General features: G+C 63.2%; 16 protein-coding genes. 4 read left to right on the forward strand and 12 right to left on the reverse strand.

From position 1 onward, the window contains the following. Positions 1–64 precede the first annotated feature (64 nt). Genes AC6I97_RS22025 through AC6I97_RS22045 form a run of 5 tightly spaced genes read right to left on the reverse strand, consistent with a single transcriptional unit; the run spans position 65 to position 3,084 of the window. Entirely contained in the window at positions 65–598 is a 534-nt protein-coding gene (locus AC6I97_RS22025) for a hypothetical protein (RefSeq protein ID WP_224166244.1), read from the reverse strand. Further along, complete coding sequence (locus AC6I97_RS22030; RefSeq protein ID WP_497946789.1) at positions 595–1,281, reverse strand: hypothetical protein; 687 nt, start codon at positions 1,279–1,281, stop codon at positions 595–597. Before AC6I97_RS22030 ends, AC6I97_RS22025 begins: the two co-directional genes overlap by 4 nt. Beyond that, positions 1,268–1,807 (reverse strand): signal peptidase I, encoded by a 540-nt coding sequence (locus tag AC6I97_RS22035; RefSeq protein WP_224094031.1) that lies wholly within the window; start codon positions 1,805–1,807, stop codon positions 1,268–1,270. Before AC6I97_RS22035 ends, AC6I97_RS22030 begins: the two co-directional genes overlap by 14 nt. Then, positions 1,804–2,463 carry a SipW-dependent-type signal peptide-containing protein gene (locus AC6I97_RS22040; protein WP_497946790.1) on the reverse strand — a complete coding sequence of 220 codons (660 nt, stop codon included), beginning with the start codon at positions 2,461–2,463 and terminating at the stop codon, positions 1,804–1,806. Before AC6I97_RS22040 ends, AC6I97_RS22035 begins: the two co-directional genes overlap by 4 nt. Before the next feature lie 3 nt (positions 2,464–2,466). Then, positions 2,467–3,084 (reverse strand): SipW-dependent-type signal peptide-containing protein, encoded by a 618-nt coding sequence (locus tag AC6I97_RS22045; RefSeq protein WP_224094029.1) that lies wholly within the window; start codon positions 3,082–3,084, stop codon positions 2,467–2,469. 384 nt (positions 3,085–3,468) lie between these two features. On the opposite strand from AC6I97_RS22045, the gene AC6I97_RS22050 reads away from it, so the two are divergent. Both AC6I97_RS22050 and AC6I97_RS22055 read left to right on the forward strand, forming a co-directional pair. Beyond that, positions 3,469–4,101, forward strand: coding sequence for a uracil-DNA glycosylase family protein (locus AC6I97_RS22050; protein ID WP_224094028.1), 633 nt, complete (start codon positions 3,469–3,471; stop codon positions 4,099–4,101). Positions 4,102–4,470: 369 nt separating this feature from the next. Next, complete coding sequence (locus AC6I97_RS22055) at positions 4,471–5,760, forward strand: DDE-type integrase/transposase/recombinase (protein WP_497943955.1); 1,290 nt, start codon at positions 4,471–4,473, stop codon at positions 5,758–5,760. A 170-nt stretch (positions 5,761–5,930) separates the two neighbouring features. On the opposite strand, the gene AC6I97_RS22060 is transcribed toward AC6I97_RS22055, so the two are convergent. The 5 genes from AC6I97_RS22060 to AC6I97_RS22080 all read right to left on the reverse strand — a co-directional run bounded on the left by AC6I97_RS22060 (position 5,931) and on the right by AC6I97_RS22080 (position 10,774). Further along, positions 5,931–6,353 carry a DUF3151 domain-containing protein gene (locus AC6I97_RS22060; RefSeq protein ID WP_224094027.1) on the reverse strand — a complete coding sequence of 141 codons (423 nt, stop codon included), beginning with the start codon at positions 6,351–6,353 and terminating at the stop codon, positions 5,931–5,933. Beyond that, positions 6,353–7,372, reverse strand: a complete 1,020-nt coding sequence (gene fbaA, locus AC6I97_RS22065; protein WP_224166240.1) for a class II fructose-bisphosphate aldolase — start codon at positions 7,370–7,372, stop codon at positions 6,353–6,355. Before fbaA ends, AC6I97_RS22060 begins: the two co-directional genes overlap by 1 nt. 178 nt (positions 7,373–7,550) lie before the next feature. Continuing rightward, the gene (locus AC6I97_RS22070; protein WP_497946791.1) at positions 7,551–8,483 is read right to left on the reverse strand and encodes a putative endonuclease domain-containing protein; all 933 of its coding nucleotides are present in this window, start codon (positions 8,481–8,483) and stop codon (positions 7,551–7,553) included. A gap of 132 nt (positions 8,484–8,615) precedes the next feature. Beyond that, the gene (locus AC6I97_RS22075; protein ID WP_497946792.1) at positions 8,616–9,302 is read right to left on the reverse strand and encodes a TrmH family RNA methyltransferase; all 687 of its coding nucleotides are present in this window, start codon (positions 9,300–9,302) and stop codon (positions 8,616–8,618) included. A gap of 77 nt (positions 9,303–9,379) precedes the next feature. Then, the gene (locus AC6I97_RS22080; RefSeq protein ID WP_497946793.1) at positions 9,380–10,774 is read right to left on the reverse strand and encodes a hypothetical protein; all 1,395 of its coding nucleotides are present in this window, start codon (positions 10,772–10,774) and stop codon (positions 9,380–9,382) included. 301 nt (positions 10,775–11,075) lie between these two features. On the opposite strand from AC6I97_RS22080, the gene AC6I97_RS22085 reads away from it, so the two are divergent. Beyond that, complete coding sequence (locus tag AC6I97_RS22085) at positions 11,076–11,906, forward strand: HAD-IIA family hydrolase (protein ID WP_223935648.1); 831 nt, start codon at positions 11,076–11,078, stop codon at positions 11,904–11,906. Between the two features lie 18 nt (positions 11,907–11,924). Beyond that, positions 11,925–12,677 carry a tyrosine-protein phosphatase gene (locus AC6I97_RS22090; RefSeq protein WP_497946794.1) on the forward strand — a complete coding sequence of 251 codons (753 nt, stop codon included), beginning with the start codon at positions 11,925–11,927 and terminating at the stop codon, positions 12,675–12,677. A 72-nt stretch (positions 12,678–12,749) separates the two neighbouring features. Here the strand turns inward: AC6I97_RS22090 and AC6I97_RS22095 are convergent, their stop codons facing one another. Beyond that, positions 12,750–13,886 carry a thioesterase domain-containing protein gene (locus AC6I97_RS22095; RefSeq protein ID WP_497946795.1) on the reverse strand — a complete coding sequence of 379 codons (1,137 nt, stop codon included), beginning with the start codon at positions 13,884–13,886 and terminating at the stop codon, positions 12,750–12,752. A 105-nt stretch (positions 13,887–13,991) separates the two neighbouring features. Beyond that, positions 13,992–14,576: an orotate phosphoribosyltransferase gene (gene pyrE / locus AC6I97_RS22100; protein WP_216922127.1), complete on the reverse strand. Its 585-nt coding sequence runs from the start codon at positions 14,574–14,576 to the stop codon at positions 13,992–13,994. Positions 14,577–14,596: the final 20 nt, after the last annotated feature.

Genomic DNA, 14,596 nt, shown 5'->3' on the forward strand with positions numbered 1-14,596 from the left:
CTCTGGCGTCAAGAAGCCTTCCGAGGACGTTTTGCCCAAGTTTTGGAGTACCCGGGATGACCATTCAGAGATTGGTGCAGGATCCTCCGATGCCGGCGACCAGGCCTGCATTGGCCCTGACCGACACGGGCGTGGACTTCCACCCGGCCGCTGAGATGTAGATATCCACTTGAAACTGCGTGTTGAATCCAAGAATGCCGCCGAGGAGTGTGGCCGGAATGTCCGTGGTGTAGCCGGCTGAAGAGCCAGTGGTATTCGCAGTTCCCGGATATCCCTGAAGTGTGGTCACGGTGGATCCTGCCGTGATCAGGTGAACATCAATGACGGCGTCCGTCAGGTTTGGGTATGTGGCCGGGGGTTTCCAAAAGACCCTGACGTAAGCGCCGGCGCCAAGGAGCGTCGGGTGATATTCGCAAGGCCCATTCAACGTAGCCGGGGGAATCGTGATGGTCCCAAAGCTGCCCCTGCCGAATTCGCTCCGCTGCCAGGACGCATCGGTCATGGGCGGCGGGCTTGAGGCGGAGATGAGCAGGGACGGGAAGATCAGCAGGGACAAGGCTACTGCCACGGAACCGAGCCGACCGGGCCGCTTCTTCATGCCTGAGCACCCCGCAAGCGGGCAAGAGCGAAGCCTGTGGCTACCGCAAGCAGGCCCAGCATCGCTGCGCCACCCAGCCTGGCACCGGTATCGGCCAAGCCAATGGTCGACGGCGGCCCGCCCGGACGTGCGGTGACCGCACCGGGGACGGGATCTCCAGCCGCGTCACCCGAACCAAGAACGCCCAGCACAATCTGTGTGCGGCCACCTTGGAACTCTGCGGGAACGTCCTCCGCGAGCGCCGCGCTCACAAGGATGTGCGACCCGTTGGACCAGGTGCTGCCATCCTTCATGAGGTCGATCCTCAAGCCCTCGGCGAGATGCAGGACCGTGGGCTCAAGCAAGCTCCGTTCACCGCTCGCGCACATGGCGCCGTTCCATGGCTGTTCACAGGAGCGCAATTGCACGCTGAGGTAGTCGCGGAGCCCCCTGGATTCACTATCCGGGCCTGCAGTTTCGGTCGGCTGGATCCACACTTCCAGCAAACCGGCGCCCTCACCCCGCGCATGCACGTCCACCGCCCAATCCGCTGTCCCACCAGGGGTGAGACGGTGCACCTCCCCGGTCGGACCGGCGTCGAGCTCCAACCAACCGGAAGGTCCTTCCTGGGCGCTGGCTGGTACGGCAGCACACAACAGGAGAGCGAGCAGCCCGGTAAGGGCCCCCAACCTAGGCAGCAGCATGTTGCCCTCTTTTGCGGCGCTGGCCGCGCCGGGATCCGTTTCGAGGCCACAGCACCCAACTCACCAGCGCCGCTACGCAGACCGTGGTTGCGCCCAACACCACCGGGTTGGCCGCTGCAGCCAAGGGATACGCCAGACCGGGGACGGACCAGAGCACAATCCGGACCCGCTCCACGACGTAGGGCGCCGGATCAGCCTCGGCGTTGGCGTCGCCTTTCATGGTGATAGTGCGGGCAGTTCCCTCCGCAGGCCCAACGCTCTGGATCCTGTGCGTGATGGGCAGCTTTCCGGGCCGGTCCACCGTAACAACGTCACCTGTTTTGATCTCGGCAGCCGGAATCTCGCGGACCACGGCCAGCGAACCTGCGGGGATAGTGGGAGACATGGAGCCGGTTTTGAACAGGATCAGGGTGATGTTGAACGCCACCGCGAGAACCACTGCGATAAGGCAGACAGCGCCGCCCGCGGCAGCGAGGTTCAGCAGCGTCTCCCGCAAGCGGCGCTCAAACCGGCCAGGCCGGCTCATGAGCTTGAGGTGGCAGTGAACTGCCAGGTCGCGGTTGCTGTCTGGCCCTGCAGCGCATTGTTTGCCCCCGCCGGAAGCGACACTTCAAAGCAGAAGTGCGTGGCTTCCCCCGGCAGGGTCGCAGTGGCCGCCGCCAGCGGATTGACGACGCCGACTGCCTGGCCCATGGTCAAGGGTTTGACGCCGTCGCTGCCAACCACGAAATCGGGGCTCCCAGTGAACGACGACGCCTGGCACGTGGTTGACCGCACGACCCGATACCGCAGCGCCGCACCCAGATCCGCTGTTCCAGTCCCGCTGCTGGTCACCACGGGAATCCCGAGCACCACTTCCCCCGCCACGGACTTTGCTTTGGTCCTGATAGCGAACGGCGCATAGAACACCGTGCCGGGGCTCATCGCGGTGGCATTGAACACCAAAGTGGCACCGGGTGAAACGTCGTTGGTGCTCCATGTCCCCAAGGCGTCATAAGGGCTGGTGACATTGGATTCAGTCTGGAAGACGCTTGCGCCGAATGAACTGCTTGCGAAGTCACTGTCCGTCCACGAAGCCAGGGTCACGGAGCTGCCAAGTCCCAATGCCAGGCCTCCCGCAAGCAGTGCACGGATGCGAAGAAGGACCACACCGCGCTTGGTCTTTGCTCGTCGATAGCCCATGGATCACTGCGATTGGGCGGCGAATTCCCACGTGGTTGTGCCGGTTTGGGATTGGACAAGGCCCGCATCGGCGGTAATCGTGAAGCATAGATTTACTGGCGCCCCAGGATCCGTGCCCGCTCCCTGCGCAAGCGCGAAAGTGATGCTGCCCGGCGTCGTACCCAACGTTTGGCCGGCCGTCACCAAAGTTGCCGTGACGGGTTCAGTACAGCCGAAGTCATCTGATTGGGTGAGCGAATATGTCAGGCCAGCCAGGGAACCGGTGGATGCTTTGGTTGAGACAGTGACAGTGGCGTCGTAGCTGGACGCAGCATCCAAGCGGACGGCGAATGGTGCGGTGACCACGTCTCCGGGCGAGAGATTGGTGGGGCTTGCCGTAAAGCCAAGAGTTGCCGGGCCCGTCACAGGATTCTCGCCAAACGCCGTTCCATCCGTGCTGCCCTGAAGATTGAAGGCGCCCGCCGTAAACGTGCCTTTGGCGAATTCGGAGTCGTTCCACGCGGCCAATGTGATCGCCGCACCAATTCCGAGGACCAAACCACCCGCCAGGATCGCGCGGACTTTTGGAGCCTTGCCGGGACGCTGCCCTGATTCTGGTGACGCTTCTGTTGTTGCAACCACGTTTACCCCCGAGGTAGATGATGCGAATGATGCTCGATCGAAGACTCGTACCTGGCGTCGGAGGTTCCAGAAAGGGTCCCCCAAAACCATTAGCCCCAACCCATCATCTGTGCAGGTCAAAGTCAACGACCCTGACCTGCACAGATGGGTTAATGTTCAAGCTCGACAACGCCCCGGAATCCGCCTCCCGTCGTCGAGACGTTCGCCACGCTGCCGGGCAACACGCCGCGTCTCATTTGGGGGCGCGCCGAAACAGGGTGCTCCCGCGCTCATAGTCCGGTAAGGTTAGTTAGCCCCCAACAGCACCCTTTGAGGTTCGGCAGCGGCATGCCCGCGGCCCCTTGGAAAGGTGCGCGCAGTAACACCTAGGAGACCAAACCCCTGATGCAAGACCTGGCGACTGAATCACCCGAAGAACTCCTCTGGAACCGCCGCTACGAACCCCACATCGCCGAGGTCAACGGTCTGTGCGATTCCCTGAAGGAACAGAAGCCAGGCAGCGAGGTCCTCTACATCGACCCCGCCCACAGCATGGATGACTGCCGCATCGTCAGCCTTTTCTCCAACCAGCGCACCAACACGGGCGAGGGTTTCATCACCCCCGGTGACGAAGAAGCAACCACCCGGATGCTCGGCATGCAGTGGCAGCTGGGTCTCCGCCCCGAACTCATGATGCCGTGGAACGCGTACCCCTGGATCGAGCCCAACGAGGAACCGGGCAAGCTGACGCCGGCCAACATCACCGAAGGCCTCAAGCCACTCCTTCGCTTGCTCGCGATCCTGCCGCGTACTTCAGCCCTTGTGGCACACGGCAATGAGGCACACCGCCTTGCCGACCAACTGATGAAGGCCGCCCCTGCCAGCATCGCCCGCCGCGGCTTCAAGACCTTCAAGGTCCGTTCCCTTGGTGGCCGCTCCTTCGCAGGCACACCCGCCCGCCAGCAGGAATACCTTGACGCTATCCATGGCGCCTACGCCGAGGCCATGGCGCGCACGGGCATCCCGCGCAAGGCTTAGTCTCCCCCTTCGTTGCGGGGCCCGCTCTGCGCCCTTGGGACACGCCCAGGCACGCAAAGCAGGCCCCACTACGCACTAACGACGGCGGCCCCCACCTTTTGGTGAGGGCCGCCGTCGTCGTTGGGGTGCTTTGTGTTGGGAAGGTGAAGGCGTTAGCCGACCAGCATGCTGCGCAGGTCCCCGCACACGCCGCTGGTGGTTCCCCTGGGCCGCCCGCGCTTCGCACCCAACTGAGTCGCATTTGTGCGCGTTTAGAAGGCTTAAAACGCGTGTGAAGTCTCAAGACTTAATGGACACTTATGTCTCATGACTTCGTGGACAGTGTGTCTCAGGACTTCGTAGACACTCGGTGCGGGTTTGCTCGGTTTCATGAGCAAACCCGCACCGAAGTTGAGCGTCCGTCAAGCAGTCGCGTTGTGGCCGACTGATGCCCCTCGGGGTGAAGTCAGCAAGTTCTGCAAGAAGCACGGGGTCTCACGGGCTTGGTTTTACAAAGTCCGGGCAGAAGCCGAAATTGCGGGCCCGGTGGAGGCCTTGGCAACGAAGCGGCCAGTTCCGTTCACGAGCCCCACGGCGACGGCCCCGGCGATGATCGAACTCCTCTTGGCCACACGGGCAGCGTTGGAAAAAGGAGGCTACGATCACGGCCCTTTGTCGGTGATCGCGACCCTGTCCCGCAAAGGCTTCGCGCCACCATCCAGAGCGACCGTGGCCAGGATCTTCAGCCGCGCCGGTGTCGTCATCCCCGAGCCGCGGAAGAAGCCACACAACGCTCAGAAACGGTTCGTCTACCCGCAGCCGAACGCATGCTGGCAGATCGACGCAACCGAGTGGCCGCTCGCGAACGGGAAGAAGGTGGCGATCTTTCAACTCATCGATGACCACTCCCGCTTGGCCTTGGCATCTCTGGTCGCGACCGGGGAAACGAGCGAGGCCGCCATCGCCGTCGTGTCCCTGGCCATCGAACGTCACGGCGTGCCGGAGAAATTCCTCTCCGACAACGGTGCAGCGCTGAATCCAACCCGCCGCGGACGCACCGGAGCGCTCGTGGAATACCTCAAATCCCATGGGGTCGAACCCATCACCGGCAAACCTGGGAAGCCGACCACCCAAGGCAAGAACGAACGCTTCCACTTCACCCTGCACCGCTACCTGCGTAAGCAGCCACCGGCCACGACCATGGCCATCCTGCAAGCCCAGATCGACACCTTCGACCAGTACTACAACACCGAACGCGAACACCAGGCACTGCCAGGGAAACAGACCCCGGAGGAAGCCTGGCACGCGACCCCGAAGACTCCTGCTCCCGCCCTGCCCGAGCCTGCGGTGACCATCCATGAGCAACGTCAAAGCGAACAACGCCGCGTCACCAAGGGCGGCCGTGTCACCGTGTTCGGGACGGCCTTCAACATGGGCAAGGAACTAGCCGGCACCGCCGTGCACATCATCTACGACAGCACCACGGTGATGTTCTTCGATGCCCACGGCACCGAGATCATCACGCACCCCATCCCCGTCAAAGGCACGCTCTACGTCGGCAACGGCAAACCCTCAGGAGTCGCTGCTGACCCTCGAGGCACACGAAGCAAACGAACCAAATACCCGCCACTAAAAGACCGCCGGAAACCGCTCAACCACGAAGTGTCCACGAAGTCCTGAGACATGAAGTGTCCACAGTGTCATGAGACATGAAGTGTCTACGAAGTCCTGAGACATCACAAAGGCTTAAAACGCGCACAAATGCGACTTACTTGGGTGGGTAACGACGACGGCGACCCTCACCTTTTCGGTGAGGGCCGCCGTCGTCGTTTGCTTTAGTAGCGCAGGCGTTAGCTGGCCTCGATCGCTGCCTTGGCCTTCGGGTCTGAGTCGTTCAGGAACTTCTCGATCCGCTCCGGCTCTTCGGCCTCGCCAATTGCAGCTGCGGCACGACCCAGTGCGTAGAGCGCGCGCAGGAAGCCCTGGTTGGGCTCGTGCTCCCACGGGATCGGTCCGACGCCGCGCCAACCGTTGCGGCGCAGCGAGTCCAGTCCCCGGTGATAGCCCACGCGGGCGTAAGCGTAGGAGTCGATGGTGCGGCCCTCAGCCCAGGCTTCCTCAGCGAGGATTGCCCACAGAAGAGACGACGTGGGGTTTTTCTCCACGAGGTCCAGCGCTTCCTTGCCGAGAGCCAGGTGCTGGTAAATCTCGGTTTCGGCGGGCAGGAGCGTGGGCTCCGGCCCCATCAGGTTCTTGCGGAATTCGTCGGACATTAGAAAGTCTTGCCGACCGATCCGAGCTGCTGGGCTGCTTCAACGATGCGCGCGGCCATGCCGGCTTCGGCGGAAGCGCCCCAGACGCGGGGGTCGTAGGTCTTCTTGTTGCCCATTTCGCCGTCGACCTTCAGGACGCCGTCGTAGTTGGAGAACATGTGGCCGGCAACCGGGCGGGTGAACGCGTACTGGGTGTCGGTGTCGATGTTCATCTTGATCACACCGTAGGAAACGGCGTCAGCAATTTCCTGCTCGGTGGAGCCCGAGCCGCCGTGGAACACGAGGTCGAACGGGTTATCCTTGCCGATCTTGGCGCCAACCTCGGACTGGATCTGCTTGAGCAGCTCGGGGCGGAGCTTGACGTTGCCCGGCTTGTATACGCCGTGCACGTTGCCGAAGGTCAGGGCGGTCAGGTAACGGCCGTTTTCGCCGGCACCCAGGGCCTCGATGGTAGCGAGAGCGTCTTCGGTGGTGGTGTAGAGCTTCTCGTTGATTTCGTTCTCAACGCCGTCTTCTTCGCCACCGACGGTGCCGATTTCGACCTCGAGGATGATCTTCGCGGCAGCTGCGCGCTCAAGCAGTTCGCGGCCGATGCGCAGGTTCTCGGAGAGGGTCTCGTGCGAGCCGTCCCACATGTGCGAGTTGAAGATGGGGTCCTTGCCGGCCTTGACGGCTTCCTCGGAAGCCGAGAGCAGCGGAAGAACGAAGTCTGCGAGCTTGTCCTGCGGGCAGTGGTCCGTGTGCAGGGCGATGTTGACGTTGTAGTTCTTGGCAACTTCGCGGGCGAACGCGGCGAAACCGAGGGAACCGGCAACCATGTCCTTGACCGAAGCGCCGGACCAGTAGGCTGCGCCACCGGTGGAAACCTGGATGATGCCGTCGGATTCGGCCTCGGCGAAACCGCGGATCGCAGCGTTCAGAGTCTGCGACGACGTCACGTTGACCGCGGGGAAAGCGAATCCGCCAGCCTTTGCGCGGTCGATCATCTCGGAGTAAATCTCTGGGGTTGCAATGGGCATGGTGACTCCTATGCTGAATTCGTCTGTGGGTTGGTAACCCTGGAGTAGACCGCTTACGGCTAGCTCCCATCCTAGCGATATCCGCCGGGACGCCGTGTTTCGGGTCACTGGGGCTCTTAACACTTCCGCCGAGTTGGCATTTAATGACAATCCTGCGCGCTGACATTGGCATTAAGTGTCATCTCGCGCGCCAGCCACGGCTCTCCAATGCACGGCGTACCTTATGCACGACGGCGGGTCTGTCGCCTTGGAGGTCGTGCTTGGAGATCCGGACCTCCAGCCAGCCATGCGCGAGGGACCTTTCCTGGCGCTCGATGTCCCTAAGGTGCTGGTCCGCGCCGCCATGATGTTGGCCGTCGTATTGAAGGGAGACCTTGAACCCGCGGTAGGCGGCATCCGGCCACAGCACTGGCCGGCCAAGGGCATCGCGGACAACGTGGTTGAGTGTGGGTTCCGGCAGGTTCGCATTGACCAAGACCAGGCGCATCAGCGTCTCCGGGGCAGAATCCGCCCCCACCCGGATGAGTTCCAGTGCTGCGCGGGCCGTCCGTACGCCACGCATGCCTGGATGGCGGCGGACGATCTCCGTCAGATCCTCGATGCTGCACAGGGCTTCCTTGGGCACCGGGAAATCGGGGCCATGCGAACACACAAGGTGGTCACCGGCCACAACCAGGTCCTCCAAGGGCAGCAACGCGGCCAAGTCCAACCACGTCCGCGCCGGCGAGGTGAGCCTGACGCCGTCGTACTCGACCACTTCTTCCGGAAGAAGCGTGAGGAGGTGTCCGGCCACGTTGACCCGCCGCGGAAAACTGAACCCCCTACGCCGGGCCAGATGAATGCGCCAATCCCCGCTGCGGTTGCCTGGCAGGGGGACACCCCAGATCCGGGCGGCGGACAAGGAAACCAGGATGGAGGAATCGTCCAGGTCCGTGTAAGCCCTCAAGGCGAATGACCCGGAAGCCTCGGACCCGGCCGGCATACGGACTCCCCGGGAAACCACCAATAAGTCCTTGGCACGTGTCCGGGACCGCGTAACGCCGGCTTTGTCCGATGCACGCACAGAGAAGGAACCCGTGGTCAGATGTTCCGGAAGTGTCGCCCTGCGCATGCCCCATTTTGGCTCCCCTGAGCGGCCTCCGGGAGGTTATCCACAGGCTGGCTACCCACGCGCTCCGCGAGATGGCATTTGATGACAATCCGCGGCGCTTGGATTGTCATCAAATGCCATCTCGGCGGGAGGCTACGAGACCGGCTGCTGGAACACGTGCCGGCGGACCCACGCGTGCATCGCGATCGCCGCAGCCGATGCAGCATTCATGGAACGCGTGGAGCCGAACTGCTCAATGGACAACGTAGCAACAGCGGCCTCATGGACCTCGGGTGTGAGGCCCGGGCCTTCCTGGCCAAACACAAGGACGCACTTCTCCGGGAGGTCGTAGGTCTCCAGCGGCACGGAATCCGGGAAGATATCGATGCCGATCACGGCAAGCCCCTCCCCCTGCGCCCACTGGACAAAGTCCTCGACAGTGGGGTGGTGGCGGACGTGCTGGTAGCGGTCGGTGACCATGGCCCCGCGACGGTTCCACCGGCGTCGACCAATGATGTGGACCTCTTTGGCGAGGAACGCGTTGGCTGTGCGCACAACCGTTCCGATATTGAGGTCGTGCTGCCAGTTCTCGATCGCGATGTGGAATTCGTGCCGCTTGGAATCCAGGTCCGCGACGATCGCCTCGTGCTTCCAGTACCTGTATTGATCCACCACGTTGCGGCGGTCACCATCCCTCAACAGGTCCGGATCCCAGTGCTCGCCAACCGGCCACTCGCCTTCCCACGGCCCGACGCCGACCTCCGGTTTCGCTTCAGCCTCGCCGTCCGCTGCGGGAACCTCGGAAGTGGGCAGGGCCGTGTTGGGGGGAAGGTCAGTCACCCCTCAACTTTAGCCCTGCCCGGTCTGTGCCTCTTTGCCCGGCGTCTCTTTGCCTCTTCGCCTCTTGGCCCGGGCGCCTAGACCATCTTCCACTTGTTGATGCGGTACGAGTTGGCCAGCTGCTCCATCAGACCAGGGTGGGCATCCCAGTAGGTCTTGTGCCCGCTAACGCCCAGCATCTGCGGAGTTCCCCACGGTGTTACCGAGAACAGGTTGACTGCCTGGATTTCTTCCCCACGCGCATTGGTGCAGGTGAAGCCGATGACCACGGCGGCGCCACGACGGAATTCGCGGATCTCGGGCATCGAGGTCTTGAAATCCGAGGCGCACTTGTGGCCCACCAGGTTCTGGGGCAGCTCTGTGGCCGTCATGCCCTTGTAGCGGGCCTCAATATCTTCGATCGCAGCCTTGATCTCTTTCGGATCCTTGCCGAACTTGCCTTCGTCGGACTCGGCGAAGAACGCGTAAGCGAGGGCAATGCCGTCGCCGTCCGCCTCCACCGTGCCTTGGGCCTTCTTTTGGATCTCCTCACCGGTGGTGGGGTCCTTGGTGATCCCGAAGGATTCGTCGTGGGTCCACTCGGCCAGGTACTGGAAGGACGATTCGCCCGTGACCCACTTGCTGAACAGCGGGTCGCCGTCGGCGGGGACATTGGTTGGGCCGGCGAAGTCTTCCCACACGCTGGGCAGCGGGATGGCACCCTCCGGAATCTCCGAGGAGGCGGTTGCGTCGGCTGAAGGCTCGTCGGACGGGTCATTGGACGGCTCGGCCGCTGCGTCGGACGCTCCGTCCGAGGCGCTGGTGGAAGGCACGGGCGTCTCCACGGCCACAGGTTTGGTCACCGAAGGAATCAACCATGCGAACACGACCACCAGCGCAATGATCACGACGACGGCGATCCCGCCGAGGATCAGGAACAGCGCCTTCTTGTTGTGGTCGCCCGGGCCCTGGCTGGGTCCGCCGGGCTGACCAGGGTAGCCGGGCTGGCCGCTGGCTTGCTGGTCCGGGTAGCCGGGCTGACCAGGGTAGCCGGGCTGGCCGCTGGCTTGCTGGTCCGGGTAGCCGGGCTGACCGGGGTAGCCAGGCTGGCCGCTGGCTTGCTGGTCCGGGTATCCGGGCTGGCCAGGGTATCCGCTGCCCGGCGGCGGGAAACCGGGCTGACCCTGCTGCGCCTGTGGGTAGCGGTGCACCGTTTCGGCGAACTCGCCGTCAGGGTGGCCCTGCTCGGTTGGGAATTGCTGCGCGGGGAAAACCTGGGTCACTGCAGGTTGTGTGGGGAGAGCCTGGGTCTGACCGTCCTGCCCGGGCGCCACGGACTGAGCCGAAGGCGGCTCCTGTGCTTCCGGCCGATACATCGGCTGGGTCTGGCCCGGCTGATACTGCCGATACTGCTCCTGGCCGGTTTCGTAGCGCGGCTGCGGCACGCCGTCGGGATTGTACGGAGGCTGCGGCACTCCATTGTTGTTGCTCATGACAGGCCCTTTCAAACGTGTTGAGTACCGGCGTATCCGGGGATATCCGGTTGTCGATCCAGTGCTGGGGACCTGCTGACGTGCGGCGACACAAAAAATCCACCATGTCGATCCCCCGACCCACGGTGGTGGCACGCCTGTACCGGAACAAGCGTAGTTCAGTCCGTCGAGTAGCAGGCGAGTCACGGCGGTTTTCCACATGGGTAGAACTACCCACATAGAGGAATGCCTGGGATGTTTAGCTGCTCGAATAATGAAAGACTGGGAGGCAGTGCATGACCAACCCCAGCCGGAGGCAAATATGGCAGAAGAATCCACGCCCCACACGTCCGCATCGGTGTACCGGAACGGCCACGAAATCGAATGCTGGCTCACGGACATGGACGGCGTGCTGGTTCATGAAAACCAGGCAATTCCCGGTGCAGCCGAGCTCATCCAGCGCTGGGTGGATACGTCCAAGCGCTTCCTTGTCCTGACCAACAATTCCATCTTCACCCCGCGCGACCTCGCAGCCCGCCTCCGCGCCTCCGGGCTGGAAGTTCCGGAGGAGAACATCTGGACGTCGGCGCTGGCCACGGCCCAGTTCCTCAAGGACCAGGTCCAGTCTTCTGATTCCGGCAACCGCGCCTACACCATCGGCGAGGCCGGCCTCACCACCGCCCTGCACGAAGCCGGGTTCATCCTCACGGACACGGAACCTGACTTCGTGGTGCTCGGCGAAACCCGCACCTACTCCTTCGAAGCGATCACCATGGCTGTCCGCCACATCCTGGCCGGCGCCCGTTTCATCGCCACCAATCCCGATGCCACCGGCCCTTCCAAGGACGGCCCCATGCCGGCAACGGGCGCAATCGCTGCAATGATCACCAAGGCAACCGGCCGGGAACCGTACATCGTGGGCAAGCCGAACCCCATGATGTTCCGTTCGGCCATGAACCAGATCGACGCCCACTCGGAGACCACGGCCATGATCGGCGACCGCATGGACACCGATATCGTGGCAGGAATGGAAGCCGGGCTTCACACCGTCCTGGTGCTCAGTGGCATCACCCAACGCGAAGAAATCGTGTCCTTCCCGTTCCGGCCCAACCAGATCCTGAGCTCCGTGGCCGACCTCAAGAGCCAGATCTAAAGCCAAAGGAGTCCCGTCATGGCTGTGCTCAACCTCCGTCCTCTGGCCGGTGGCCGGATACTGAGGGGGAGCCAGCCGTTTGGCCTGGATGCTGCCGCGACATCGGGGTTCCTGGCGGAGCACGGCATCCAGGCAATCATGGACCTGCGCAGCGAGCTTGAGCGTTCCTTGGTTCCGTGGTTGGTTCCGAACGGGTCCTCTCGTTCGAACGCGACCAAGCCCGACGGCGGTGGCGGGTGGACTGACGACGGTCGCCGCAAGGAAACTGTCCTGAGAGTCGAGCTCATCCATAATCCGCTGGACCCGAACGCAGTGGCGGGGTCTCTGCAGGCAGTGGAGACTCCCGAGGATCTGGGGAATCTGTATCTGGGCTGGATCCGCGTCCGGCCGGAGTGGGTTGCCGATGCCCTGCGTCCTGTCGCGGAAGGCAAGCGCACGCTGGTTCATTGTTCGCTGGGCAAGGACCGGACCGGAGTGGTGTCGGCGATCGCGCTCATGGCCGCGGGCGAATCGGACGAGGCTGTGGTGAAGGATTACACGGCCACCACGCGCAACCTTCCCAACCTGCTGCAGGTCATGGCCGAGACGTGGCGGCTCCACGTCCCCTCCACACCCGCACAATATTTCAGCCCTGACCTCATGATCCTCCAGAGCCCGGAGGCGGCAATCCGGCATTTCCTGGTCGGCTTCGCACGGGAGTTCGGGGACGCCCGCGGCTTCCTGCGCGAGGCGGGCCTCACCGCCGTCGAGGTTGAAGCGCTTCGGGGTTGAATGAGAGCGGGGTTGAATGAGAGCCGGGTTGAATGAGAGCCGCAGCCCAGCAGGAAAATCCCCAGCAAAAACCTAGGCCGGCCGGATAACCCGTCCGTTGGGCTCCTGGTACGACGGCTCGTCAGGTGCAGGTGGCAGCGGCTCCAGCTCATTCTGGACACGCTCCAGCAGGGGCCGGTAAACGTCGGCGCTCCATTGAGGGCTGGCGTGCGCTGGCCGGGCACCCTCCGTGCTGAGCACCGGGAGCTTCATGTTCGCCGCGAAGACCTTGCTCCACCCCGCCCGCGCGGACTCATAATTGACCGTGTTGTCCTTGGCGTTGCCGAGGAATGCCATTTTGGCCGGGCCGATTTTGCCGGCTAAACGCAGGCCATCGAAGTGGTAGATATACGCGGACTCCGTCTGGATCAGCACGCTGGACGGGGCGATCGGCGAAAGCTGCTCCAGGCTTTGGTCCAGGATCTGCCGCCAGGTGCGTTCGTCCTTGTGCGCCACCCGCTCCCCCAGTTCATAGCCGCCGCGCAGGACTGAAGGGATGCGGAAGCCATTCTCATAAAGGAACACCACGCCGTCGAACCAGCTCTGGTCCAGCACATCAGCGCGGCTGAAGGGACTGGAATCGAGGACTATCAGCTGGGTCTGGACACCATGCAGCTCCAGCAGACGGGCGGCAACTTGCGTGGCGAGCATCCCACCGAAGCTGTGGCCATAGAAATACAGCTTCTCCAGCCCCAGCTCGCGCACGTGGAGAATGAGTTCCCGGACGATCTCATCAACGTCCAGGCCAAGGTTGGAATACCCGACGGCGGCAAGGCGGCCGCGCTGGTGAAGGGCAGGTCGCAGTGAGTTCAGGATCCACTGTGCCTCTTCCCAGCTGGTTTTGTATCCGGGAAAGAGGATCCAACTGGCCTTGGGAAAGTAGAGATCCGAGTAGGAATCCGGGACGCGGAGGATCTTTGTGGCCCGCCGCTCGGCCTGCACGCGACGGGTAAGCAGCATGTCTCCCGCCAACGCCAGCGAGACCACTGCAGTGATGAGGAAGTTACGGCGCGATGTTCGCTTTATCCGGGAAACATGGGGCAGGATCCGGGCCCAGGCAGCGGGATCGGCAGCGTCCTCTGGCCCGGATCCGGGCATGGCAGGGCCCCGGCCCGGGAGGTTTTCGTTCACCTCCGGCGGAGCCTGGAGCTTCCCTACTTGAACGTCCACGCAGCTAGCATAGGCTTCGCGGGCACTGCCTTACAGCCCCGTAGTTCGTGCACGGTTGTTGCCCCTAAAATACGCTTTTAGGGGCATCCCCCGTACACAAACTCCCTAGTTGAGGCCCAGTTCGTCCTTGCCGAAGGCAAAGAGGTAAGGCACGCCGGTTTCGGCTTCGATCTTCTCTTTGGCGCCGGTGTCACGGTCCACGATGACGGCGACGGCAACCACATTGCCGCCGGCCTTACGGACGCCCTCGACGGCGGTAAGTGCGGAGCCGCCGGTGGTGGACGTGTCCTCGAGGACAACCACGTTGCGGCCCTCAACCGAGGGACCTTCCACCTGGCGACCCATGCCGTACGACTTCTGGGCCTTGCGGACAACGAAAGCGTCCACGGCACGGCCGGCGTCGGCAGCGGCGTGCATGACAGCGGTACCCACGGGGTCGGCCCCCATGGTGAGTCCGCCAGCGCACTCAACCGGGATCCCGGCGTCGTCGATCATTGCCAACATGACCTGGCCCACCAGCTTGGAGGCCTCGTGGTGCAGGGTGATGCGGCGGAGGTCGATGTAGTAGTCAGCTTCCTTGCCGCTGGAGAGGATCACCTTTCCGCGGACCACCGCCAATTCTTTGATGAGTTCAAGAAGTCGGGCACGGGCAGTTGCAGTGTCTGCAGCGGGGGTACTGGTGGAAGTCATGGCTTCTATTCTACGTAAGG

This window comes from Arthrobacter sp. TmtSoilC48 (assembly GCF_059739425.1).

Coding starts and splice junctions, on each gene's coding strand:
- AC6I97_RS22025 (WP_224166244.1), bottom strand. CDS start 598: ATGAAGAAGCGGCCCGGTCGGCTCGGTTCCGTGGCAGTAGCCTTGTCC.
- AC6I97_RS22030 (WP_497946789.1), bottom strand. CDS start 1,281: ATGCTGCTGCCTAGGTTGGGGGCCCTTACCGGGCTGCTCGCTCTCCTG.
- AC6I97_RS22035 (WP_224094031.1), bottom strand. CDS start 1,807: ATGAGCCGGCCTGGCCGGTTTGAGCGCCGCTTGCGGGAGACGCTGCTG.
- AC6I97_RS22040 (WP_497946790.1), bottom strand. CDS start 2,463: ATGGGCTATCGACGAGCAAAGACCAAGCGCGGTGTGGTCCTTCTTCGC.
- AC6I97_RS22050 (WP_224094028.1), top strand. CDS start 3,469: ATGCAAGACCTGGCGACTGAATCACCCGAAGAACTCCTCTGGAACCGC.
- AC6I97_RS22055 (WP_497943955.1), top strand. CDS start 4,471: ATGAGCAAACCCGCACCGAAGTTGAGCGTCCGTCAAGCAGTCGCGTTG.
- AC6I97_RS22060 (WP_224094027.1), bottom strand. CDS start 6,353: ATGTCCGACGAATTCCGCAAGAACCTGATGGGGCCGGAGCCCACGCTC.
- fbaA (WP_224166240.1), bottom strand. CDS start 7,372: ATGCCCATTGCAACCCCAGAGATTTACTCCGAGATGATCGACCGCGCA.
- AC6I97_RS22070 (WP_497946791.1), bottom strand. CDS start 8,483: ATGCGCAGGGCGACACTTCCGGAACATCTGACCACGGGTTCCTTCTCT.
- AC6I97_RS22080 (WP_497946793.1), bottom strand. CDS start 10,774: ATGAGCAACAACAATGGAGTGCCGCAGCCTCCGTACAATCCCGACGGC.
- AC6I97_RS22085 (WP_223935648.1), top strand. CDS start 11,076: ATGGCAGAAGAATCCACGCCCCACACGTCCGCATCGGTGTACCGGAAC.
- AC6I97_RS22090 (WP_497946794.1), top strand. CDS start 11,925: ATGGCTGTGCTCAACCTCCGTCCTCTGGCCGGTGGCCGGATACTGAGG.
- pyrE (WP_216922127.1), bottom strand. CDS start 14,576: ATGACTTCCACCAGTACCCCCGCTGCAGACACTGCAACTGCCCGTGCC.